The organism is Bacillus cereus group sp. Bce019 (assembly GCF_051781745.1).
Taxonomy (GTDB): domain Bacteria; phylum Bacillota; class Bacilli; order Bacillales; family Bacillaceae_G; genus Bacillus_A; species Bacillus_A cereus.
The window spans coordinates 254,950-278,199 of the sequence record NZ_JBPWJX010000002.1 but is presented as its reverse complement, the minus strand read 5'-3'; the positions used below and the strand labels follow the sequence as shown (position 1 = coordinate 278,199).

Sequence of the window (23,250 nt, the reverse complement as noted above, 5' to 3'; positions counted from 1 at the left end):
TACATTACCTATTATTCATATATTGTCTTTCATACTCCTCATATTTGTTTTTAGAATTTTCATTATTATCTTCTTTAGTATTTAAATAGATTGCTATTTTTTGATCATGTCTTATTAATTGACCTTCTTTATTCTTTTTTTCATACCCCATCGTTATGCTTATCGTAGTGAATTCCATAGGATTTTCTTTTGTATCTTTTGCCGAATTAAATTCCAATAATAATATTGCTTCATCAAATTTATCATAGTCCACCTTTAACTTATCATTAATTATTTCTTGAAATTCCGATTCAGTTAAGTAATATGTTACCTTGGATGGTTCACTAAATCTTTTTTTATCTTTTTTTGGTTTTAAACTATCTATTCCCTTCAATCTATCAAATATAAAATGAACATTCGAAACATCCAAACTTTGATCTGGACTTTTCAATTGATTATCTTCATATTTAATACTAGTTCTATATATAGTTTCTTCTTTTTTTTGCTCATTATTTAATGAACTAGCAATTTCTTGTAAAGTTGTCCCATAGAACCTTTTTTCTTTGATATTGTATACCGCTCCTGTCGTTTGATATACGACGTTAATGCGTTTATCATTTTCCGCCCAAAACGTACTATCCCTAACCTCTTCTTTCACATACGCGTACCCATCATCACTCGCAGACATAACCGTCTTCATATCCCCTTCATCCAACGCCTTTACTAATCTCTCATACTCTATCTTTGTCTCTCCAAAACCACATCCACTTAATAAACTTGCCATTATTGACACGACTATCATCACCTTAGCTTTCTTCTTTAATTTCATACTGTCACCTCGTTAGTTACTCTAGGCATTTTTAGTTTCATTATGTTCCCTTTTTGATAGTAATACACTTCATCTTTACCTAATGGTGCTTCGTTGCTTATATATTTTATATTGAAGATACTTTGATCATTTAATGGCATTGCGATAATTGCTGCTGTTAGTTTACTTCTCATTTTCATAGGTAGAGCTTCACGATTTCGGTCCATGTAGTCGTGGTGACCTGCTAATACAAAGTAAATACCTACTGTACGAGATAAATCAATTAAAGTCGCTGCATCCTCCATTTCTAAATAAACAAATTTACTAAACTCTTCAACATTTGTCATGATAATGAGTTGTTTTGTGAATGCAGGAATTTCTCTACCTTCTTGTCTTGCTTGTGCTAATTCAAGAGCTCGTTCACGAATTACTTCCATCCAATACTTCGCATGCATATTGATTTCATTTTCGTCTACAATGTAGTGCGTCACATCGTCTTTATATTGAACGAAACTATACTCTGCTGTATCCACCAACGTCACACTTTCAAAATAATCTTTATTCAATTGAGATAGGATGCTAGATACAATTTGTTTTCTCATACTATCATCTACACTATAAATCATTAAATGATCATTCACTGCAATATCATGAGCTACAACTTCTACGTTTGCAAAATCAAGCCCCATTGGAATTCTTGCTGCTTGTAGAGCTTTTGTAACGTCTTTATTTTTACGATAAGTAGCAATATCAATCACTTCTGGCATCATTGGAATTGCCTTCGGACGTTCTCCATCCCATTCTCGATCCATATCATTTGCTTCTTGTTGTAATAATTGAATTTGCTGTAATTCATCTTCTGCTTTCGTAGGTAGTGCAACCTGGAATAATGTAGGAGATTCTAGTTTTATTAACGCTCTTCCTGCTGTTTCTTCCACTTTTATATCAGATCTCCCTACAATACTAGCTACTTCACTTTGATCAATCATATATAGGCAAGTTTGGATTTTAATATTATTGTACAATTGAATTCTAAGTGCATTTTGTCGCCCTGCACTAATTAAGGTATGAATTCCTAAACTTGCACCATCTCGGACAATTTGCATAATTAGCATTTCAAAGCTTTCATAGAACTTCGCTTCTTTTACTGCATCATAATTGTCGATTGCAATAATAATATGTGGTATTTCTTTCCCACTTGCCTTTTCATACATTTCAATATTTGCAACGTCATATTCACTTAATAATCGTTTACGATTTTTCATTTCTTGAGTTAATCTTTCAACAAACTTTAAACATTTTTCAGATTCATCAATCGTAATCGTATCCGCTACATGAGGTAATCCTTTCAAAGGTAGAAGACCATTTGTTCCAAGGTCCACTAAATACACATGCAAATGCTCCGGACTATGTTGGCGAGCTACATCCATAATGACTGATTGTAAGAATGTTGATTTTCCGTAGCCTGGACTTGAGAAGACCGCTACGTGTCCGTCTTTACTAATATCTAATGTTAATGGTGTTTGTGATTGTAATTCAGGCTGATCTAGTAGACCAACTGTTGCTTGTAATGGTTTCTTTTCTTTCGTCCATGCTTCTTTGAACTGAATTGCATGTAAGTCTTGTAAATATACGCTTTCTGGAAGTGGTGGTAACCACGGTCTTGCTAACGCTTCAATTTCATTTATTTCTGCGTAATCGTGAATGTAGTCAATAACAGCATCCAGTTCAGACGGTACGCTTATTACTTCTTTACTGCTACCAAGTCCACTTAAATCTTCACTTAATATTTCATATTGTCCTAGATCATTTATTGCATAGATTGTTGCATCTAAATGTTCTTTATCCTCTTTATTTTCTACATAGTCTGCTCCGCTCCAAGCTGATTGGAATAGTTCATAAATTTCATTATTCCCAACTTGTAAGTAAGCACGTCCTGGTAATGTAATTTCAGCAGCATCTGGTGTTTTTAAAATTTCATTACTATCTGACGTATTTTGAACTTTTAATGCTAATTTGAATTTCGAGTTACTCCAAATTTGATCATCTACAACACCACTCGGTTTTTGCGTAGCTAATATTAAATGGATTCCGAGCGAACGACCGATACGCGCTGTTGAAACTAACTCTTTCATAAATTCTGGTTGTTCTGACTTCAGTTCCGCGAATTCATCACTAATTAAAAATAGATGCGGCATCGGCTCACTTACTAAGCCTTCTTTATACAGTTTTTGATACTGATTAATATGGTTTACATCATTTTCACCAAATAATCGTTGTCTTTTCTGTAATTCAGCTTTAATTGATGCGAGCGCTCTCATACTTTGTGCTCCATCTAAGTTCGTAATTGTTCCTAATAAATGCGGTAAGTTTTTGAATAAATTCGCCATTCCGCCGCCTTTATAGTCAATTAGTAAAAAGGCTACTTCGTACGGGTGGAAATTGACTGCTAGAGATAAAATATACGATTGTATAATTTCCGATTTACCTGAACCTGTTGTACCTGCTATTAATCCGTGTGGTCCGTGTGCTTTTTCGTGTAAGTTTAAGTTTACGATATCTTCTTTACCACGTAATCCAAGTGGTACAGCTAAAGATTTATGCGCTGCATTTTTCTCCCAACGACTTGTGATATTCAGTTCTTTTACTTTTTCAACGCCGTACATTTCTAAAAATGTTACGCTTTCTGGAATACTATTTTTTAAGTTTTGCAAATGATTTAATGGTGCTAATGCCCGTGAAATATCTTCTAAATTGAATCCTTTTGGCACATGATTTAGTTTAAATTGACGGTTAACAAGTTCTCCTTGCTCTAAGATGATGTTCCCTTGTTTTGCATCTCTTATATCTATTACCGTTTTCACATGCTCCGGTAAACTTTGCATAACATCTTGTACAAATACAAGTGATACACCTAATTGACTCGGATCATCATTAAAGAATTCCATAACAACATGGTCTAATATTAGTTTTTCATCTGTAATGAGAACGACATAGTGCGGTGCAAAGTACATTTTTTCATTAGTAGAACTTTTTTCATCTAGTTTTAATTTTCGTTCTTTCAATATTTGATACAAACTATTTAACACTTGATCACGGCTACGATCATGGTATACAAATCCACGTACATTTATATCACGAACACTTCCATGAGGTAACCAGCGCATCCAATCCCATTTTTCTTTTTCTTCTTCCGGAAAAATAGTAATAAACTGCAAGTCATAATAACTATGGAATAAAGCTGTTTGTGCAACTAATAATTGTAATTGCTCTAACACTAAAGAGCGTTGGCCAATATAACCAACTGGTCCATTCATTAAATCTGTTACAACTGGTACATCTTCTAATGATAGATAACGCTGTCTTAGTTCACGCGCTATATCAATTAATTCATCTTTCGTTTGACTAAATTCTTCTTCATTAAATTGAATTTCAAAACTCGTATTAGCTTGTCCTGTTCCAACGCTAAATGTTAAGAAATCATGATGTAACATTGTTTTTTCATAAATTCGAGGATTTACTTGAACTGCCATATTACGTATTACTTCTACATTTGGATTGTGATAATGTAATGCGTGACGCTGTTTTTCACTTTCTGCATGTAAATCTTTCGTTTTTTGTTTTATATACTCTCTGTAGCTTTTGTCACGTTCAACAATGTCGACTTTATATTGCTTTAAATTTTTTATATACGATGTGACAGAAACAATGATTGTTACTAATGTCATCGCAATCGATGCGATAATAAACATTCCATATTTCATGAAAATTGCAAGTAATACTGTTACGACAATCATGACAAGTGAAGGTGCAATGATTCTTGCTAAATGCTCCGTTGGTTTTGATGGCATACTTGAAGGCTTTGCAATTGTCATTTTCTCTTCTGGTTCACGGTAAATAATACGTGGTGAACGATGATAGTCTGGATAACCACTTTGATAATTCGTTTCTGATTCTACTAAAATAGGTAACGCAGATTTCACTTTATCTTCTGAAGAAAGTACTTGAATGTCTTCACTACCAATCTCCAATAAAATACCATCAAAATATAATACGTCTCCTGATTCCAACATAACGCTATCTTTTAACTTCGTATAATTATGAAATACATCCCCGCCATACACGTTCACTTTAAAAGAATCGTACAACGTTTCGCGAGATAGCATTAAATCTACACTAGTCCCGGTAATAGAAATATCATCGTAATCGTTTTGACTCACTGTAAGAGAATGTTTCGTTCCAATATCAAACACTTTAGTTGTGCCAACAATAGATATAAAGATTTTCAAGCTCACATCTCTTGTTTTCCCAATCTCAATTTCCTTATTGAATTCTATTAATTGATCCTGTACCATCCAAGCATTTACTTCATTATTCCACTTGAACTCTACTTCTTGTTCTAAACTTGGATTCGTAATATCATTTGTCCACTCTTTTCCAATCGACACTATTGATTGCTCATTTGGATGTAATGTGCACTTATATATTTTGTCTCCATAAGTCAATACTAATAGTTGCTCCATCCGTGTTCACTGCTCCTTTTCAACTGTCTCATCAAGTGCTTACTCTTTTTTCTCCGTGTCCGACAAATTTTTATCGCTTGATGAATTGCCATATTTCTTTTTATATTCATCTAATTGTTGCTCATATGTTTTTAACTTTTGATCACGTTCTTCCCCTGATAAATCTGGATTATTTTTCAGTGATTCAATTTGTTTAACAAGGCCGTACATAATAAGCTGAGGATCATCAAGTGTCTTAGCTAAATCTAATGATTTATCAAAATTACCTTTTCCGTTATACATCCAATACAGCAAATACTTTTCATCACTTTTCAAACTAATGTTTTTCATAATCGATTTCTTTTGAGCTTCACCTAGTTTTTCAGCTGTAATGTATGCAAATGCTAACTCATATTTAGATGCAATCGGTAATGATTCAAACTCCTCTTCATTCAATTGCGTAATGACTTTGTCATAATCAGTTGCTATGAAACTTGCATTTGCTTCTAACAATTTATTTTGATAAGGAAATTTTATAAAAGTGAAATATATTAAAGGAGCAGCTAAAATAACTGTCGCCGCTATGAAGGAAAAAGCTAAGTATTTAAATGATTTATAGCTTTTTTTAGGTACTAACTGCATATTTTTTTCTGTTTTTGTTTGTTCCTTCTCAAAGCTGTCATCAAGAAACTGCAGTAATGCATCTAAGCTTTCCATTTGAGCAACGGTCTGTTCAAATGTTGTTTCTTTTGCATCTTTTAGTAACCCAGCATACAAATCATCAAAGTTATGTTTTTGGGAGAATAAAGCAATAATTAGACACTTATATTGTGTTAAAAATTGCTCTTCTAATAATGGGGTTGGCGGAACAATATCTCGAATTCCTCTATGTATAATACTTGGTATTAAATTAGCATTAAAAACTATATTGTCTGGATGTAAAAAGAACGTGATTCGTTTATTTAAATATTTACGAAACTGCGCAACATTCCGAAGTAGTCTTAATTTCTCATTTCTTCCAAAACGGCTAAGATCGTCCCACTTATATAATTTTTTATCTACTTGATATAGAAACGTAAACATATCATCCGTTTCTTCTATTGTTAATGGTACAAATTCAGATGATTCGCCCGTAATTATATCGAATTGACGGAAGTCTTTTATACGTGTTTGAGATTTGGTCATCTCCAATTTCCAATTTTCTTTTTCTATTTGAAATTGATAGTTCATTGCATCAATTTGAATTATTTTTTCCGTCATGTTTATCCTCTTCTCCTTTTCTTTATAACCCGTAATAACTTATTTTCAAATAACTAAAAGTAAAAAATATTCTTTATAAAACTTGCAAAATATCTCCATCTGTTATTTGGTGATCAATTAAACGATCATTATCTGTTAAAACAATTGACTTATTTTTCACTTTAATTACAAAATGTGAACCTTCATGATTATCAATCTTTAGCGTATCTAATAAGTTTTTTAATAAATATTTAATAGATTGATGATTCGGAATACGCAAATCATATGTATTTCCATTCCATTTACTAAAATCTACTGTCACATTGATATGTGTTTGTATTGCCATCACTTTACCTCCAACTTTTACGAAGAACCGTATAAATACCGATGCAAATAAGTAGAATGCCGCCGCCAAATAATAATATTATTGTTATACTAATTGGCTCTTCATTCATTGTTTCATTACTCGCTACTTCATCTGCACTTTTTCTGACAATGTATTCACTGCTAAACAAACTATTTTTCGTATCTTTAACACTATTATTCTCTTTTGGTTTTGTAAAAAGAGAATCTCGCAAAGCTTCCATATCTTTTTGTTCTTTCTTTTTCTTTTTCTCAATTTCTTCTTCTATATCTTTGTTAAATAACTCAATCGATGCTTTATCTAATTCTGTTTCCTTATGTTCCTTTTTATTTTTTTCTTGGTCGCTTTCTTCAAGTCGATCCACTTTAAACTTAATCTTCCCATCATCACCAAGATAACTGTCAGCCGCGCTCCTTATCGGTAGCGCGACAAACAGTAAAAGGATAGAGAGAAATGATAACTTAGCCACTATGCTCCATTGTTTGATCATTTACTTCTTTTTCCTCCCATTTCTTATGCCATACAAATAGATTACTAACCAATCCAATAATGGCAATTACAAACAATACGACAAAAATAACTTTCCCAGTATCTTTACCACTAATAAAATCATTTAGAAAACTTTCTATATACTGAAGCGGTGAGAATTGACGTATCTTTCCGACAGAGGACATTTGATCTACTTTACTTCCAACTGCCTCAGTTAAAAATAGGTACATGCTTAAAAATACTAATAGTATAAACATACCTACCATTTTTATTTGTCGTAATAAGTAGGTTGAGACCAATACAAACGCCATCATAATAAATGTGATGAACGCAATCCATAGTAAACTTTGATCCTGACCGAACTTTAAAAGACGCCCAGAAATGATACCTATACTAATCCCTTCCACAATTGATATACCGAAAGCTACTACTGTAGTTGGTACATTCATATCAATTAATGAGAATTTCTCTTCAAAATGATCTGATTGCATTCGTTTCTTTTCTTGATTCGCAATTGCGTATGCTGTAAATAATGCAACAATGAAACAAGTTAATACAATTAAGTAAGGTGTAAAAGCATTACCTGCTACAATTACTCCATCATTTTGCTTTTGAACTGGACTAGCTAAAAAGTCATATAGCATTTCATTTTGACGATCTCCAATACGGCTATTCGCTAAAATTTTCGTAAAGTTTTTGGAGAATGATTTATCATCTTCCATTTTCTTCGTAAAGTCGTTTAATAATAAATCAGCTTTTGAAACAATTGTCGTTCCGCTGTCTTGAATTTCTTTTGCTTGTCCATTGATTTGATCAAATGTTTTATATACATCGTCTGAAGTTGCTAAACTATGTTTCGAACTTTCGACCAATGACTGACTTTGCATCATTAATGATTTAATACCAGAATCTAACGATAAAACAGCTGTTTGCTCACCAGCATGATTTGTTGTTAATACTTGCTGCTCTTCAACTAGTTTTAAGCTATTCTCACGCCATTTCGCTAAACCTTTTAAATACTCTCCTAAATTTTCATTCATACTAGTTGCTTGTTGCGTCGTTCCATTTAATTTCTCCGCTAGTAGCATAGAATTTTGATCCGCACTAGTAATAGATTGTTGATAAGAGTTTATTTTTTGTTTTAAACCTGACATATCTTGCTTTATTTCTGTAGTAATACTTGATGAAACAAGATTTGAAATTAAATCAATTAAGCTTTGTTTATTTAATACGTAGTACAAAGATTGGTCCGTCGCAATTGCATCTAAACTTCCCTCTTCTAACTTAGGACCTACATCTTTCGTTCTTAAATCAATCCCATAATACATTTCGTAAAGGCTCATTAAACCTTGATAACTTTCGACTGTATCTACTGCTTCTTTTATTAATAAACTAGATATATTTTTTGTTAATACTTCTGCTTTTTGATGTACAACTTGATTCGTTGTACTTTCAATAGTTTTTGAATTGCTACCGTTATCTGTCCCAGTGTCTGGCTTCTCTCCTGTGTCAGGTTTTCCTCCCGTGTCTGGATTTCCTCCTGTATCAGGTTTCCCTCCTGTGTCTGGATTTCCTCCTGTGTCTGGATTTCCTCCTGTATCAGGTTTCCCTCCTGTGTCTGGATTTCCTCCTGTGTCTGGATTTCCTCCTGTATCAGGTTTTCCTCCTGTGTCTGGATTTCCTCCTGTATCAGGTTTTCCTCCTGTATCAGGTTTTCCTCCTGTATCAGGTTTTCCTCCTGTGTCTGGATTTCCTCCTGTATCAGGTTTTCCTCCTGTATCAGGTTTTCCTCCTGTATCAGGTTTTCCTCCTGTATCAGGTTTTCCTCCCGTATCAGGTTTTCCTCCTGTGTCTGGATTCCCTCCCGTATCAGGTTTTCCTCCTGTGTCTGGATTCCCTCCCGTATCAGGTTTTCCTCCTGCATCAGGATTTACACTGTCACCATTATTACTCTGTTCTGTTTTTTGAATAATAGGCGTTTTAGCATTGTGTACTAACGGCATTATGCCATACTGTGATTTATGAACCACATTTTCCACCTTGCTATTTTCAGTTTGTGTTCCTTTATCCTCTTTATTAGGTTCTTCTTTTTCAGGACTAGTTTCTTTTTTATGAGTCCCGCTCAATTCCCATTGCCATGTTACAGGAGAGAAAACATCTATATTGATGTTTGGATCTTTTAACTTCACATCCAAGCTAATCTTTATATCCCCTTCATTACGAGGAGCTATTGTAATTTCTCCTGCTTCGCTTTGAAGAAAGTCACTTGTACGATCCACATCATCAATATGTAAGAATCCTGTACTTCCATCTAGTTTAAATTCTTCTGGAATCTTTATCTTCAAAATTTGCGGAGATTCCATTTTAATTACTTTCGCAGTATCACTAAATGTAATTCCCTCTGTATAAAGTCTATCCTTTACTTCTTTAATTGCGTTTCCTAAAGATATTTTATTTACAGGATCATAATAAAAATTATTTTCTTTATTATATTTTTGTGTAAATTGAATTACATTTTGCAGTTGTAATTTCGTTGTATCTGGCAAATCACTTTGACCGATTTCTTCCATGTTTAAACTAGGTAATTTCGCAATTAAATTCTCGATTTGTTTCTTTATTCGAGCATCTGGTTGTTTCATTAATGTATTTATGAAGATTTCTTGCTTTCCATCATTCGACATTGATTGCTTTAACTTCTTAATTACCGTCTCTTGAATATCACTTTCTAACTTCCCTGCAAGTTCTGTATCATATTCAGACACTTGTTTTTTTACATCTGCTAAATATTTTTGAATCGCTGCAGCATCAGTTAAAATATTCGGTTCTTTCTCTGAAAACGTAAATTGATTTGAAATAATTTTATTAGCGGATTCCAATGCACTTAATTGCTTTAAAGCATCGCCTGTATTCATATCATTCATATATTGATTGAATTGATTTGTGAAATTATTCGCTAACAAATTGTTATCAGTTTGCATTTTTTGAAAGTTATTAAAACCATCTAAGTACGTACTGTTTGATTTATTCCCTTCATCTAACGCTTGACCGAAACCTTTTAAAACATCCTGAAATCCTTTGAAACTATTAACAGAAACACCTGTATAATCTTGTACTGTTTTAAATTGATTTGTGTAATTTGCTAACGGACTATGTATATCTTTTTTATACATAGTTGTTTGAACGTTTCCTTTTTCAATTATTTTACCTATATTATCTTGTGCACCTTGTAGCTTACCGATAATACTCGCAAAATAAACGTCGATTATTTGCTTATTGAAATCTTCTAAAATAACAGAAGCTGTATTTTCTGCCTCAGCTTTCAAATCCTTATTCCCAGTTGCATTTACTTTGTAGTTTAAAGTTAATTTCTCCGGAATCTCTGAATCAATCGCAACTGCTTTCCTAGAAAAATCATTTGGAATAACAATCATCATATTGTAATTATTATTTTTCAATCCATTTTCTGCTACCCCGCGACTAACTACGTACCATTCTTGTTTCGTATTTTTATTTACATTTTTAACAAATTGATCTCCAAACGCTATTTTATTGCCCTCAAATACAGTGCCCTGATCTTCATTTACCAACGCAACTGTCATTTTTGGTGTAGTATTCTCATTAGCTTTCTTAACATTTTGATTTAATGCTAAATAGGAGACCCCTGTTGATAGTACAAGAGCTAAAATAATAAACAACAAGATGCTCCATTTGAAATTTTTCACTACTTATCACTCCTGCGACTGCGAGTCTATCTAATGAAAGACTTCGTATCTTACTCTAGTTTTAAAGTAATTTAGCCATACAACGTATGGTTGCATGGCTAAATTATATATTTCTTTTTATCTGTCTTATTGTAGACCGAAATTACGAGAAAGATCTTCGTCATGTCTAGCAACAGCTTCTGCAGTTTTATTAAGCTGCATATTGATTTCTTGTAATAGCTGTGCGAAGTTTTGTACTTTTGGCTTTAATTGATTGAACTGTTGGTCAAAACCTTCGAAAGCACGACCTTCCCATTCTCCTCTTAATTCATTTTGTAAGTTTTGTAGTTGACGTAAAATGTCCTCAATTTGATTTGCACCTTGTCCATATCGAGTCGCTTTCGATTTAAGCTCCTCTGGTGACATACGAATTTGTCCTGCCATTATTAAATCCCCCTTAAAATTAAAAAATAGTAAAATTAACCAATAATCAATTCTACAAATTGATTATATCAATAATTTAAAAATTTCTAAACAAAAAAATGATATTTTTCCAAAATTTATCTTTTACTATAATAACGATATATTGTATAATACTAATTTATCTGTTTTTAAGCATACTCTATAAATCTACTAAAAAATAAAGGAAAACCATCTATTTTATATATTTATAAGGACTTATTCACTTTAAATTTCAGCGATAAAGTAGCCACTAAATCATTATTTTCTCCCATTGAGACTATAATACTCACTTCAAAGTCATAATTACCTGCCTTTCAACAAACCCAAACTCTTCGTACATCTCTTTTGCAAAATTCCCAGCAAATACATTCAACCGAATTTCTGAATACTTCTCCTTTAATTCCTTAATACCAGCTTCCATCAGTTCTCGCGATAATCCTCTCCCGCGATATTCTGGGAAAACGTACAATTCATATATAAATCCAAGTTTTTCACGAGAAAAATAGTCTGTATTTTCCCCTATTAATATCCATCCCATTACTTTATTTTCTTCTTTAATAATTAAATAGTATGCTCCTTTTTCTACAATCGGCTTTGTAATCTCAATTGCTTTCTCGGTACTTAATTGACAATTCCCTCTCGTCCCTTCAAAAAGCGATTGAGCCGCATATTTTAATATTTCATTGGTCTCTTCTTGATTCGCCTTAATTATCATTTTTCACAACTCCCCCTGAATAATAGGCATTACTATCGCTTGTTCAAGATTCTCCGCTTCCATAACAATTGCCGTTAATCCGTGTTCTGTACTTGTTTCATGGAGCTCTCCCTTTTCCCAAAACACAGCTTGTCCCGCCTCTATCTTTATCTTTTCTTTATTTACTCCACATACATATCCTGTCCCGTCCACAATAAGAAGCAGTTGAGATACAACTGCTTCTTGATAAAGTGAAACTTTAATCAGTGGGGGTTTTATTCATCCCCCACTGATTATTAGTTGAACCAATCGGGCTTTTACGGGCATTTGATCCCCCACCTAGCTTGTTTGCTTTCGCTGAATTTTGAGGCAGGGTTCTTACTGCCCGTTAATGCGGGATAACCGATGATTCCATTCTCGTGTAAATGCATAGCACCGATATGTATATTTCCTTGATGGTTTAATATTTTTGACATGATGAAATTAGATTGAAATACTGATAGGTGTTTTCCTACTTTTTCACTAAAATCAAAAATTTTTATTACTAGTCCTCCTTATACGTATAAAACCATCCTTACTGTCTGCATCATATGTCCTTCAAAGTCTTCTTCAAATTGCTCTAATTCCGCAAAACCTTTCGCTTCATAAAAGCGTTTTCCTTTTTCATTTGCTGCTTCTACATGTATGTACAATTTCCGTATCCCATTTAATGCTTTAATTCCTTTTTGTAATAAAGCACTTCCGATCCCTTTTCCTTGCTGATCTGGTAACAAATAAATCGCACCTAATTCCGCTTCATTTTGTAGTCTAACAGGTGAAAAGTTCGCAAACCCTATTACTTCTCCTTCTTCTTCCGCAACGAATAAATGCGTATTTTTAAGACGATATTTCATTTTTTCATCAGAATATGCCTCGTCTAAAAAACTGTCTTGAATTTCTCTTGGAATAATGCCTTCATATGTATCATGCCAAGCTATTTTTGCTACTGATTGTACAGCATGAATATCTTCTTGCTTCATTTCTCTAATTATATATGTCATCTCGATGTCTCCATTCTCTTTAAATTATATTCTGCTAATATACTAGAAGAAATGGCAGAACCATTTTCATAATTCACCTTAATTAATTTTAATTTCTCAATTGAAGCTGTTACAAAATCAAATTTCTCATAAATATATTTCATTACACTTAAAAACTGCTTTGTCTGTAATCTATTTGCAATTGTACAATGCGGTACCCATTTTCCCGGTACGTAATATGAATTTGGGTTGTCATGAAAAGTTTTAAAATAATCATGATAAGAATGATGAAGTTTTAACAATTCATTGGTAACAGTCGGCGCTAGAAAGACCGTTCCATTAGTAGGAAAAATTCCAACAGAAGGAAAAGTTACTACATCCATATTTTCTTGAATAGCTATAAACTCCTCTAGTTTCTCCGTATACAAATGAACATCTAACTCATTATAATCAGCTAACGTAATATGAGGTTCTACTCCAGCTAGTTGATTTGTTCCGATTACATTTGTTAATTCATTTTGCAGTTCTGTAATTTTATGAGTAAACACACGATCAAATGTAGCAATAATAGCGTACAATCTTTCTCACCCCTTCGTTACACATAGCGCTTCCCATTCTTCACGAATCATGCCCATTCGAATAGAATCATAGTATGTTCCGTTATAATAACGACACTTTCGCATTCTACCTTCTAATCTCATTCCTATTTTCTCCGCTACTTTCATCATTCGTTCATTACCAGACCAAGTCGTGAGCCCTACTCTACCAATTTCCATCTTTTCAAATAATAAATCTCGATATAACGTTAACGCTTCTGTACCGTAGCCACCATTCCAGTAAGTTGGATTATAAATAACAATTCCCATCTCCAACCAACGCGTCGGTTTATGCTCCCAATAAAATCCGACCGTCCCTATAATTTGACCGTTATTTTCTATAATTAAATTTGACAGTGGTTCTTCTTGCAAACGAGTTTGCATCTTCTCTTTATAGGAAGAGTATTCTTGCATTGAGAACGGGAAATATGGCGCATCCCATTTCTTCCATTCTGGGCTTTCTTCTTTAAATATGATATTCCATAATGTTTTTATATCCGATTCTTCTATTGTACGAATTGTAACTTTCTTCCCCTTTAATACAACGTTTTGCATAATTCCCTCCTGCATTCCTCTTTATTTCATATATAATTATAATATTTTTTCAGAAAAATCAAAACTAATATCATTTATTATATTGTATAATTTTGTTATTAGATACCAATTATTGATTTAGAAAGCTGGTGATTCAGTGAAGAATCGATTTAGTATTGCTTTATTTCTCACTATTGTTACGACAAATATTATTCTACATTTCTTCTTACCATCAAATATTGTTACGAAATGGGACTTTAATGGAACGCCTACATCAACAATGGATAAAAGCACTTTTGTAATCGTAAATATAATTATATGTTCCTTCTTATTCTTTGTATTTTTAGCTTTATCTAAAGCAGCGAGTAACCAGAAATTTCTCCATTGGATCGGTAACACAATGTTACTATTCTTATTTTTTGTCGATATTGTCATCGCCCTCATCGCTCTTGGCTTTTCACTTCCTCTTGATCATTTCATATTTTTAGCATTAGGGCTTTTATTTATATTAATAGGTTATTTCAGTTCCAAAATTGATACGACTAAATCAACCGTTTCATTAGAATGGAATGATAAGCACCTTGAAAAAAGAGCTTCAAATATTAGTAGTATTTCAATGATGTTAGCAGGTATTTTTTTAGCGATACTTCCTTTTATCGTTTCTGCTCCCTATAGAGGTTATGCTATACTAGCAATTCTTTTAGGAATGACGTTTATCATTCTGCCGAGTACGATTTATTTACTTATTAAAGACAGCAAGCAATCTACTCCTTTAAAAAAATAGGAGGTTATATCCCTCCTATTTCAGCTTAATGCTTTATTTTTCACTTTTTCTATCTCAACTAAAATCCCTTTCTCTATCCAACCCTCTACGCCATCTTTTTTAATTAAATCATATCCTGAACAGCTACCATCAATGAGAGAAACGATATCTCCCTTCCTAACGCTTATTTGCGCACAAGAAATATCGGTTTTCACTGTATATTCACTTGACTCAAGTTGTTTCATATATTCATTTTTTACAGTGAGTAAATTATTCGTTTCCTTTTGTTTACATACGGTGTAGTCTTGCATCTTCTCGATAGGCTCTATGTAATAATACGGATATGTCACTCCGCCCTGCATTTCTGAATTCGCATTAAAATCCGCTATTACTTCATACTCTGGAAAATAGTCTACATATGTATAAAAAAACGTATCGCCCGTTTGTTTCCTCTGAATAATAAATGCATTTAATTGTCCTGCTTCTTTAATTGCATTTCCTCCATCAATTGCAATAATTTTTTTCTCCTTATCAATAACTGGATTGTTAGACGGTGCTTCTTCAGAATAGTTCACGACAGGCCAATGACCAACTATTACATACTTATTTGCTTTATGTGATTTATTAAAAAACTGTGGCATTGCTATCGCATTTTTGCGCTCTGTTTCTTTCCAATCTACTCTATCTTCTAGACCGGCATGCACAAAAATATAATCTTCTGTTTCAATCGCTGTTGGCAACTCTGTTAGCCAATATAGTTCTTGTGAAAATTCACTTAACAATGCTTCTTTCACTTCACGAATTGAAGTGCCCTCATGAACTGAAAAACCTAATTGCTCTAGCCATTCATTAAAAATCGAGTGCTTTCTCATACATAAATAATTAATAAGATCAGGATTTTCATTTAGAAGAGCATCAACTAAAACTTCACAATTCCCTTCAACAACGTGAACCTTTGAATTGTTCTTTACAAGATTCATAACGTAGTTTACTACGCCTACGCTATCTCGTCCTTTCTCGCAAAGATCTCCATTAATAATTAAATAATCTTCATCTTTAAAGTTAACTTTATGTAGTGCTTCTTTTAAAAGATTTAATTCTCCATGAATATCAGATATGACGATAACTCTAGCATCATTAGGGATTGATAGTTTCTTTATTTTTTTCAAGTATAAGCGCTCCAATCATTCTCTTTATTAAATTAAAACAATTCGACAAAATACACTATATAACCTTTTCAAATACATATACCATAACTTACAACCTATTTACGGTTTAATAATAACTTAAAAAATAAGAAGAAGCTGTTCCCAAATTTTGCGGGACAACTTCTTCTTATTTTTTATAATTCTTTATGAAAAGAATAACTCACCTTATCATACCCTTCTCTTTCATAAAAACGATGAGCATCAATTCTTGAAAATGCTGACGTGAGGACGATAGACTCACATTCGTTTTCCTTTCCCCAGTTCTCTATATACGAAAGTAATACTTTCCCATGTCTTTTTGAACGATGTGCTTCTGCTGTTACAAGGTCATATACGAAAACGTGTTTCTTATTATAAAAGTTCGTACAAATTGCTACACCTGCAAGGCTAACAACTTCATCATCCTCATTACGCAGCGAAAATAGTTTATAATTTTCTTCTTTCATATTTCGAAATAAAGAGCTTGTTTCCTCTTTTGAAAGTTTCGTTCTTAATTGCTGTAAAACAGGTAATACTTCATGTAATTGCTCTTCTGTTACTACTTCTTTAACATTCATTTTTAACTCTCCCTTAACTATTTAAATAATTTTCTAAATGTTATATCATTATTATAGAAAGAAACTGCCCTTTACTTAAGTGGCAGTTTAAGTGTTTTTTATAAGGCCAGTTTTAAAGGAGAGTTTTATATGGATTTTACTATCCCATTGCAATTACAAAATAACACACCTATTTACTTGCAAATTTACGAATATATAAAAGCTGAAATTATACAAGGGACTATTTCTGTTGGCACACGTCTACCCTCACACAGAAATTTAGCATCACAACTTAATATTAGCCGCATTACTGTTGAATCAGCTTATCAACAGTTATTAGCTGAAGGTTATGCAGAAAGTAAACCGAAACGTGGTATTTTTGTAGCAAATTTCGATATTGACGTTATCCCAAATAAAAAACGAAATGCAGCAAAGAAGACGAACAATTTGATAGAAGAAAAATTTGAATATGATTGTAGCCAAGGGCTTATTGATCAAAATGCATTTCCGATTACAAATTGGAAACGAGCATTACAAGAATCCATACTTACATACGAAAATGCACTATTTGCCAAAGAAGATCCTCAAGGTGAATTCGCTCTTCGAGAGCATATATCAACATATTTATATCATTCTCGCGGTGTACATTCTTCACCTGATCAAATTGTGATTGGCGCCGGAACACAGCCACTTCTCTGGCTACTACTTCAACTGCTTGGCCCTACAAAAGAATACGGCATTGAAAACCCTGGATTTCACCGTATACACGCAATTATTAAAAGCTGTGATAGACAAATTCATCCCATACCATTGGATGAAAAAGGGATTGATATTTTTAGTTTATACAATACAAATTCCAATGTCGCATACGTTACACCATCACACCAATTTCCACTCGGGATTATTATGCCTTTATCTAGAAGATTAGAATTGTTAAAGTGGGCTAATGATTGCAATGGATACATTATTGAAGATGACTATGACGGAGAGTTTCGCTACGCTGGTAAGCCAATTCCTTCTTTACAAAGTCTTGATTCAAATGAACGCGTTATTTATATGGGGACTTTCTCAAAATCTTTTTTACCTTCTTTACGAATGGGATATGTTGTTTTACCACCACACCTTTTAAAGATATATCAAGAACTGCATGGAATTTTCAAACAAACAGTCGCTACAATACAACAACTTGCTTTTGCTAACTTTATACAAAACAAGAATTGGGAACGTCACCTTAATCGGAGTCGTACACTATATAAAAGAAAACATCATGCGTTAGTAAAATCCATTACGAAAGAAATGGGGGCTAATGTTCAAATTCTTGGCGAACAGTCCGGACTTCATATTGTTTTATGTGTAAATAACAGTATGAATGAAAATGAACTGATTGAATCCGCTAAAAAACAAAGCGTTAAATTATACCCACTTTCTCCATATGATTTCGTGAATGATTTACGTAAGGAATCATACGTATTACTCGGCTTTGGTAGTATTCCGGAAAATAAAATTGAAACGTTGGCTATATTATTAAAAGACGCTTGGTTCCCTAGTTGCAAGGAAACTTGTTAACAGTGGGTTTAACTTGTAACATGTTAACAATTCAACAAAATAAAAAAGAAGGCTGTTCCAAAATAACTTTTTGGACAGCCTTCTTCTAGTTATTCACCTGACCTAGCTTTCCTTCCCGGACGTTTCACACCAGTCGTTTCTGTTGAATAGGAAGCTTCAATTATAGCCGTTGGATCTACAGAGAGAACGAGATCTTTCATTTTCGGATAAATGAATCGGTTTGTAATGCAATAAATGATTCTCTTATGCTCCCCTAAAAAACCACCTTCTCCATGTAGATACGTAACAGATAGTTGCAATTCTTTCATAAGTAAATCGCCTATTTCTTTATTCTTACCAGAAATAATCATAACGCTCTTACCTTGATTAATACCGTCTAGTATAAAATCAATCATCTTCGTAACAATATAGAAAATTGCTAACGAGAACATCGCTTGTTCGATTGAAAATAAAATAGCAACAAAAATGAAAATAACTGCATTTACTGCAAGTAAAAATGTACTAATCGGTACATTAAAGTGTTTATTCATCCAAACTGCTAACATTTCCGAACCGTCAATCGCTCCACCCATTTTAACAACAATCCCAACACCAATTCCAAACAGTACTCCACCATAAAGTACAATTAATAACTCAGAAGTCGTAATTGCTGGAAATGGTTTTAAATAAATTAATCCGAGTGTTGTAACTACATTCGCATAAGATGTACGGATAAAAAATTTCTTTCCCATTACTTTTGCAGTAAATAATAAAATTGGGATATTAATTCCTAAGAACACACCATAAAGCGGCAATCCTGCGACTTTATTTGCCATAATAGCAATAGCCGTTACCCCGCCATCTACTAATCCATTAGGTGCTAAAATAAGCTCTAATGAACCTGCTACTATAATTGAGCCAATTGTTAATAATACGTATTCAAATACTTTCTTCATTCATTACCCCCAAAACTTATATATTTTCTTAGTATTATTTTAACGTAATTTTACTACTAATTCAAAGGTATCGATTTATATACAGAAAAGTTTCTCCTTTATCGCTATTTTTATGTAACACATGTAACACGTAATACTAAAAACACACTTACAAATTAAAAGTAAGTGTGTTTTTAACATCTATTTAATCTTTACGTACGGCTTCATTTTTAATTTAAATATTTCCTCAACTGCCCTTTGATATCCACCAGCATTTCTAAGCGATTCTCCCACTTTACGACTATTTTCCTTAAACGTCACATCATCCATTACTTTCTTTACAGTCTCACGTAACAATTCAGAAGTTAACTCGTTACGATTAAGTGTTATGCCTGCCCCTACTTCAGTCAATCGTTTTGCAACGAATGGCTGATCTCCTGTTACCGGAATTACAACTAATGGAACACCGTAATATAACGCTTCACTCGAACTATTCATACCACCATGTGTCACGAATACATCAGCATGCTGTAAAACTTCTAATTGCGGGACATAATTATACAATTTAAAGTTTTTCGGGATATTTTTAAATTGACTTATATTTATCTTCTTGCCAACGACTAATACGACTGTCGCATCTACATCTTTAAACGCTTCAAAACATTTTTCATACAAAGCAGGTTGTTCATTAAAAACTGTTCCCATAGAAATGAAAATCACTTTTTCATTTTTTAAATCTTCGGTAGGAAAACTCCCCACTTCTTTTCGAGTAGCAATTGATGGACCTACAAATTTATACGATTCATCAAATACATCTGAACGCGGCTGATATTCTTTTGAAGTATATACAATCGTAATATCACCAGGATGGTTCATAATATCATACATACTATTACATTTCATTCCATACTGCTTATTCCATCTTTCCATTCCCGCTAAACAAGATTGATATAATGGATCCATTTCATCTACTTGTCTCGATTCTTGCCCATCATGAAAATTAATGTACTGATTAACAGCAAACGTTGTACAGGATGAAACGCTTGGTAATTGTAACATATTCGCTATAATACGTCCTACTGGAAAATGATTATCATATATTAAATAATCATATTTTTCCTCTTTTGTTTCTTCTACAATTTGAGTAACAATACGCTCTGATGCTTCAATCATATGAGATAGCATCGTCAAAGGGCTCCCACCTTCATTTACTCGTTCCATAATATTAATTTGAGAGAGAAAATTCTCAAACACTCGGAATTCCGCACCTGTTGCTTCAACCTTCTTTCTATAATCTTCAATACAATAAGAAACAACTGTTTCCCCTCGCTGAATTAACTCACTTACAACAGCTAAAGTCGGATTAATATGACCTTCCCCAGGAAAATTTATTACGAGTACATTTGCCATAACATTCTCTCCTATCCAATTAATATAATAAAATTAACAATTAATTATATTAATTAATTTAAGTCTATTATAAATGAATGCATTCTACTTCTTCATGCTTTTCTCTTCATTTTATTATTGAGAAATATTTTCTATAGTCTACATTATTGTGATTCACAATCTTATAAATGAATGCTTAATTTTACTTTTACTCTTCATAGATTTAAAGATACGAGTCTTACATTCAAGTATTACCACTATTATTTTTAGACAATTCATACAAAAATAGAGAAATATAATATTTTTAATGAGTTTTCACTATAAATGTAAGTATGCTGTCTATCTTTTTATCTTTATCCTCATAACACATCATCTGTTATATAATGAATTTATGGAATTTACAGAAAAAGGAGTCTTTTCATGTTACAACAACTATTCAATTCACCTATTCTATCCGTTCAAGCCTTGCACCCAGGTTATGAAGATCATGCAAGTGATGTTTTTCTCGTTCAAACAGAAGATACAGAAGTTATCGTTCGTGCTTCTAAAATGAATGAAGAACCAAATAATGATTTTTGGTGGGGATGTAAAAATCTATTTGGAATTGATCCAAGGAACGTCCATCATTTAGAAACTGTACATACATTGCTGCAAGAACATACGAATCTTCCTATCCCAACAATATTAGAAAAACATGTTTTAAATAGCCGTGAATTTGTGGTGGTCGAAAAGTTAGTAGGTAACACAGTTCAATCTTTTATCGAGCAACCAGATTCTATTTTATTCAGCCTAGGAAAAGGACTTGCAGAAATACATAAATTTAAAGCCGATTTCATAGGAAATCCGTCAGGCACGTTCCAAGTTCCACTAGATGAATTCCAATCACATATTTTAAACGTGAGTAAAGAGCTTGTGAATATGTTTTATTCCGATGATGAAAGCATAAAAAATGCATTCCCTACCTTTGAATCACAACTTTCTTCCCTGTCCGTACCAAAGGAATCTACACTCGTCTTAATTGATATGGATCCTACTCAATTTTTATCTGACGGTACAACTATTACGGGTTTAGTAGATAGTGAAGCTTACGCTGTTGCTCCGCGAGAACTTGATTTTATCGGACTAGAATATGTACTTACCGAAAAAGAAGCACATGCCTTTAAAAGTGGTTACGAAACAATTATGTCTATTCCTCACTTAGAAGAATATAGACAGCCTTATCGTTATTTATACCGACTGTTATCTGTGCAAGGTAATGTGGAGTTAAAGAAATGGTTAAGTCACCCATCCTATTTTTAAATACGAATGAGAGGGAGTATACAATGGATATTCAGAAAAAGCGTTCTGTAACAGAAAGTGAAATACAGCAAATGAAGGATTTGGCTTATATTTGTGGGCAACAAGACAATCTTGATTACTCTTCAGATTTACATATCAACTTTTTAAAAAATCGAAATGAAGATTATATAAACGATTTTCTTCTTTATAACGGTACTCAATTAATTGGCGCTTTAAATATGTATGATTTCGAAAGACCAACAAAGCTTGAACTAATAGGCTTTGTACATCCTCATTTTAGAAAACAACGTTTCGGAACTATCCTTTTACAAACTGCAATGAAAGAAATACAAAATAGAGAGACAGATGAAGCTCTTCTTATTATTAATGGGGATTCTATTTCTGGGAATGAATTTGTAAAACATATGAAGTTACCATATTTATATAGTGAATATAGTATGGAGTGCAAAACAAACGAAATTCAAAAAACAACAGATAATAATATACAGCTTACTCTTGCAACTTCAGAATCACTTCTTGATCTTATTAAAATTTCTAGTAAAGCTTTTGGTGATTCAGTAGAAAATACGACTGCATGGTTACAAAAAATGATGAATTCATCTTCCCATCAAGTTTACAGTGCCCTTATTGCTGAAAAAGTGATAGGAACAATTACAGTTTCTAAACAAGAGCAATCTACTACACTATCAGGATTCGCCGTTCATCCTTCTTATCAAGGTAAAGGATACGGAAAAGATATTCTTTGTAATATAGTACATACCCTTATTCCAGAAGGAGTTTCAACAATTGAATTAGACGTCGAAACGAAAAATATCCACGCTTTAAAACTATATACACAATGTGGTTTTGAAATTAAAACGAGGCATGACTATTATAATTTAATGAATTTTTAGGTGAATACATATGTTAAAAAAACAATTTATTCTAATTATGATATTTTAGCAGACATCTATAATAAACATTGGGGACATTTTGTTGAATCCTCCTATCCAGCCTCGTTTTACAAGATGCTCTTCCCTACTCTCGTATATTAGATCTTTGTTGCGGGACTGGTCATCTCTGCCGGTGATAGTTTAATTTAGTTGAACTAAAAAGTGTGTTTCGCAAAGTTTACTCCGTATTACATAACGAGGGTATATTCGCATTTGATATGAATAAAAAAAATAAAAAAAACTGAATCGAAATGAT

Annotated in this window: 18 protein-coding genes and 4 pseudogenes; 5 read left to right on the top strand and 17 right to left on the bottom strand. The window is 33.0% G+C overall.

Annotated features, from left to right (window positions below; all coding sequences use genetic code 11):
* Nucleotides 1-4: 4 nt before the first annotated feature.
* The 13 genes and pseudogenes from ACS2QP_RS04825 to ACS2QP_RS04765 all read right to left on the bottom strand — a co-directional run bounded on the left by ACS2QP_RS04825 (nt 5) and on the right by ACS2QP_RS04765 (nt 14,408).
* The gene (locus ACS2QP_RS04825; protein WP_139365809.1) at nt 5-808 is read right to left on the bottom strand and encodes a DUF3952 domain-containing protein; all 804 of its coding nucleotides are present in this window, start codon (nt 806-808) and stop codon (nt 5-7) included.
* Nucleotides 805-5,034: pseudogene (gene essC, locus ACS2QP_RS04820) on the bottom strand (type VII secretion protein EssC); the annotation flags it as partial. The pseudogene essC and the gene ACS2QP_RS04825, both read right to left, overlap by 4 nt.
* Nucleotides 5,029-5,310 (bottom strand): annotated as a pseudogene (locus ACS2QP_RS04815) (FtsK/SpoIIIE N-terminal domain-containing protein); the annotation flags it as partial. The pseudogenes essC and ACS2QP_RS04815, both read right to left, overlap by 6 nt.
* A 39-nt stretch (nt 5,311-5,349) precedes the next feature.
* The gene (gene essB / locus ACS2QP_RS04810; protein WP_000136612.1) at nt 5,350-6,549 is read right to left on the bottom strand and encodes a type VII secretion protein EssB; all 1,200 of its coding nucleotides are present in this window, start codon (nt 6,547-6,549) and stop codon (nt 5,350-5,352) included.
* A gap of 73 nt (nt 6,550-6,622) precedes the next feature.
* Nucleotides 6,623-6,874, bottom strand: coding sequence for an EsaB/YukD family protein (locus ACS2QP_RS04805; RefSeq protein ID WP_001007571.1), 252 nt, complete (start codon nt 6,872-6,874; stop codon nt 6,623-6,625).
* A 4-nt stretch (nt 6,875-6,878) separates the two neighbouring features.
* Nucleotides 6,879-7,382 carry a type VII secretion protein EssA gene (gene essA, locus ACS2QP_RS04800; RefSeq protein ID WP_000595655.1) on the bottom strand — a complete coding sequence of 168 codons (504 nt, stop codon included), beginning with the start codon at nt 7,380-7,382 and terminating at the stop codon, nt 6,879-6,881.
* Nucleotides 7,354-11,103 carry a type VII secretion protein EsaA gene (esaA, locus tag ACS2QP_RS04795; protein ID WP_438882169.1) on the bottom strand — a complete coding sequence of 1,250 codons (3,750 nt, stop codon included), beginning with the start codon at nt 11,101-11,103 and terminating at the stop codon, nt 7,354-7,356. Before esaA ends, essA begins: the two co-directional genes overlap by 29 nt.
* A gap of 126 nt (nt 11,104-11,229) precedes the next feature.
* Nucleotides 11,230-11,526: a WXG100 family type VII secretion target gene (locus tag ACS2QP_RS04790; RefSeq protein WP_000918601.1), complete on the bottom strand. Its 297-nt coding sequence runs from the start codon at nt 11,524-11,526 to the stop codon at nt 11,230-11,232.
* Nucleotides 11,527-11,830: 304 nt separating this feature from the next.
* Nucleotides 11,831-12,259: a GNAT family N-acetyltransferase gene (locus ACS2QP_RS04785; RefSeq protein WP_000584253.1), complete on the bottom strand. Its 429-nt coding sequence runs from the start codon at nt 12,257-12,259 to the stop codon at nt 11,831-11,833.
* Nucleotides 12,260-12,262: 3 nt separating this feature from the next.
* Nucleotides 12,263-12,780 (bottom strand): annotated as a pseudogene (locus ACS2QP_RS04780) (cupin).
* A gap of 12 nt (nt 12,781-12,792) precedes the next feature.
* On the bottom strand, nt 12,793-13,278 hold the full coding sequence (locus tag ACS2QP_RS04775) for a GNAT family N-acetyltransferase (RefSeq protein ID WP_000221048.1): 486 nt from the start codon (nt 13,276-13,278) through the stop codon (nt 12,793-12,795).
* Nucleotides 13,275-13,835 (bottom strand): 2'-5' RNA ligase family protein, encoded by a 561-nt coding sequence (locus ACS2QP_RS04770; RefSeq protein ID WP_119683226.1) that lies wholly within the window; start codon nt 13,833-13,835, stop codon nt 13,275-13,277. Before ACS2QP_RS04770 ends, ACS2QP_RS04775 begins: the two co-directional genes overlap by 4 nt.
* 6 nt (nt 13,836-13,841) lie before the next feature.
* On the bottom strand, nt 13,842-14,408 hold the full coding sequence (locus tag ACS2QP_RS04765) for a GNAT family N-acetyltransferase (protein ID WP_438882168.1): 567 nt from the start codon (nt 14,406-14,408) through the stop codon (nt 13,842-13,844).
* Nucleotides 14,409-14,544: 136 nt separating this feature from the next.
* Here ACS2QP_RS04765 and ACS2QP_RS04760 point away from each other — a divergent pair, with 136 nt between their 5' ends.
* A complete protein-coding gene (locus ACS2QP_RS04760) occupies nt 14,545-15,171 on the top strand; it encodes a DUF1648 domain-containing protein (RefSeq protein ID WP_000797167.1) in 627 nt (208 codons plus the stop codon).
* Between the two features lie 20 nt (nt 15,172-15,191).
* Here the strand turns inward: ACS2QP_RS04760 and ACS2QP_RS04755 are convergent, their stop codons facing one another.
* Together ACS2QP_RS04755 and ACS2QP_RS04750 are read right to left on the bottom strand one after the other, a co-directional pair.
* Nucleotides 15,192-16,319 (bottom strand): metallophosphoesterase, encoded by a 1,128-nt coding sequence (locus ACS2QP_RS04755; RefSeq protein ID WP_119683225.1) that lies wholly within the window; start codon nt 16,317-16,319, stop codon nt 15,192-15,194.
* Nucleotides 16,320-16,492: 173 nt separating this feature from the next.
* The gene (locus tag ACS2QP_RS04750; RefSeq protein ID WP_001101116.1) at nt 16,493-16,915 is read right to left on the bottom strand and encodes a GNAT family N-acetyltransferase; all 423 of its coding nucleotides are present in this window, start codon (nt 16,913-16,915) and stop codon (nt 16,493-16,495) included.
* A 129-nt stretch (nt 16,916-17,044) separates the two neighbouring features.
* Here ACS2QP_RS04750 and ACS2QP_RS04745 point away from each other — a divergent pair, with 129 nt between their 5' ends.
* A complete protein-coding gene (locus ACS2QP_RS04745) occupies nt 17,045-18,460 on the top strand; it encodes a PLP-dependent aminotransferase family protein (RefSeq protein ID WP_438882167.1) in 1,416 nt (471 codons plus the stop codon).
* 89 nt (nt 18,461-18,549) lie between these two features.
* Here the strand turns inward: ACS2QP_RS04745 and ACS2QP_RS04740 are convergent, their stop codons facing one another.
* Nucleotides 18,550-19,395, bottom strand: a complete 846-nt coding sequence (locus ACS2QP_RS04740; protein ID WP_000755126.1) for a YitT family protein — start codon at nt 19,393-19,395, stop codon at nt 18,550-18,552.
* A gap of 180 nt (nt 19,396-19,575) precedes the next feature.
* The gene (locus ACS2QP_RS04735) at nt 19,576-20,784 is read right to left on the bottom strand and encodes a macrolide family glycosyltransferase (protein WP_438882166.1); all 1,209 of its coding nucleotides are present in this window, start codon (nt 20,782-20,784) and stop codon (nt 19,576-19,578) included.
* Nucleotides 20,785-21,183: 399 nt separating this feature from the next.
* Here ACS2QP_RS04735 and ACS2QP_RS04730 point away from each other — a divergent pair, with 399 nt between their 5' ends.
* The 3 genes and pseudogenes from ACS2QP_RS04730 to ACS2QP_RS04720 all read left to right on the top strand — a co-directional run.
* Nucleotides 21,184-22,062, top strand: coding sequence for a nitrate reductase (locus tag ACS2QP_RS04730; RefSeq protein ID WP_000941374.1), 879 nt, complete (start codon nt 21,184-21,186; stop codon nt 22,060-22,062).
* A 23-nt stretch (nt 22,063-22,085) separates the two neighbouring features.
* A complete protein-coding gene (locus ACS2QP_RS04725) occupies nt 22,086-22,955 on the top strand; it encodes a GNAT family N-acetyltransferase (protein WP_410987834.1) in 870 nt (289 codons plus the stop codon).
* Nucleotides 22,956-23,218: pseudogene (locus ACS2QP_RS04720) on the top strand (class I SAM-dependent methyltransferase); the annotation flags it as partial.
* Nucleotides 23,219-23,250: the final 32 nt, after the last annotated feature.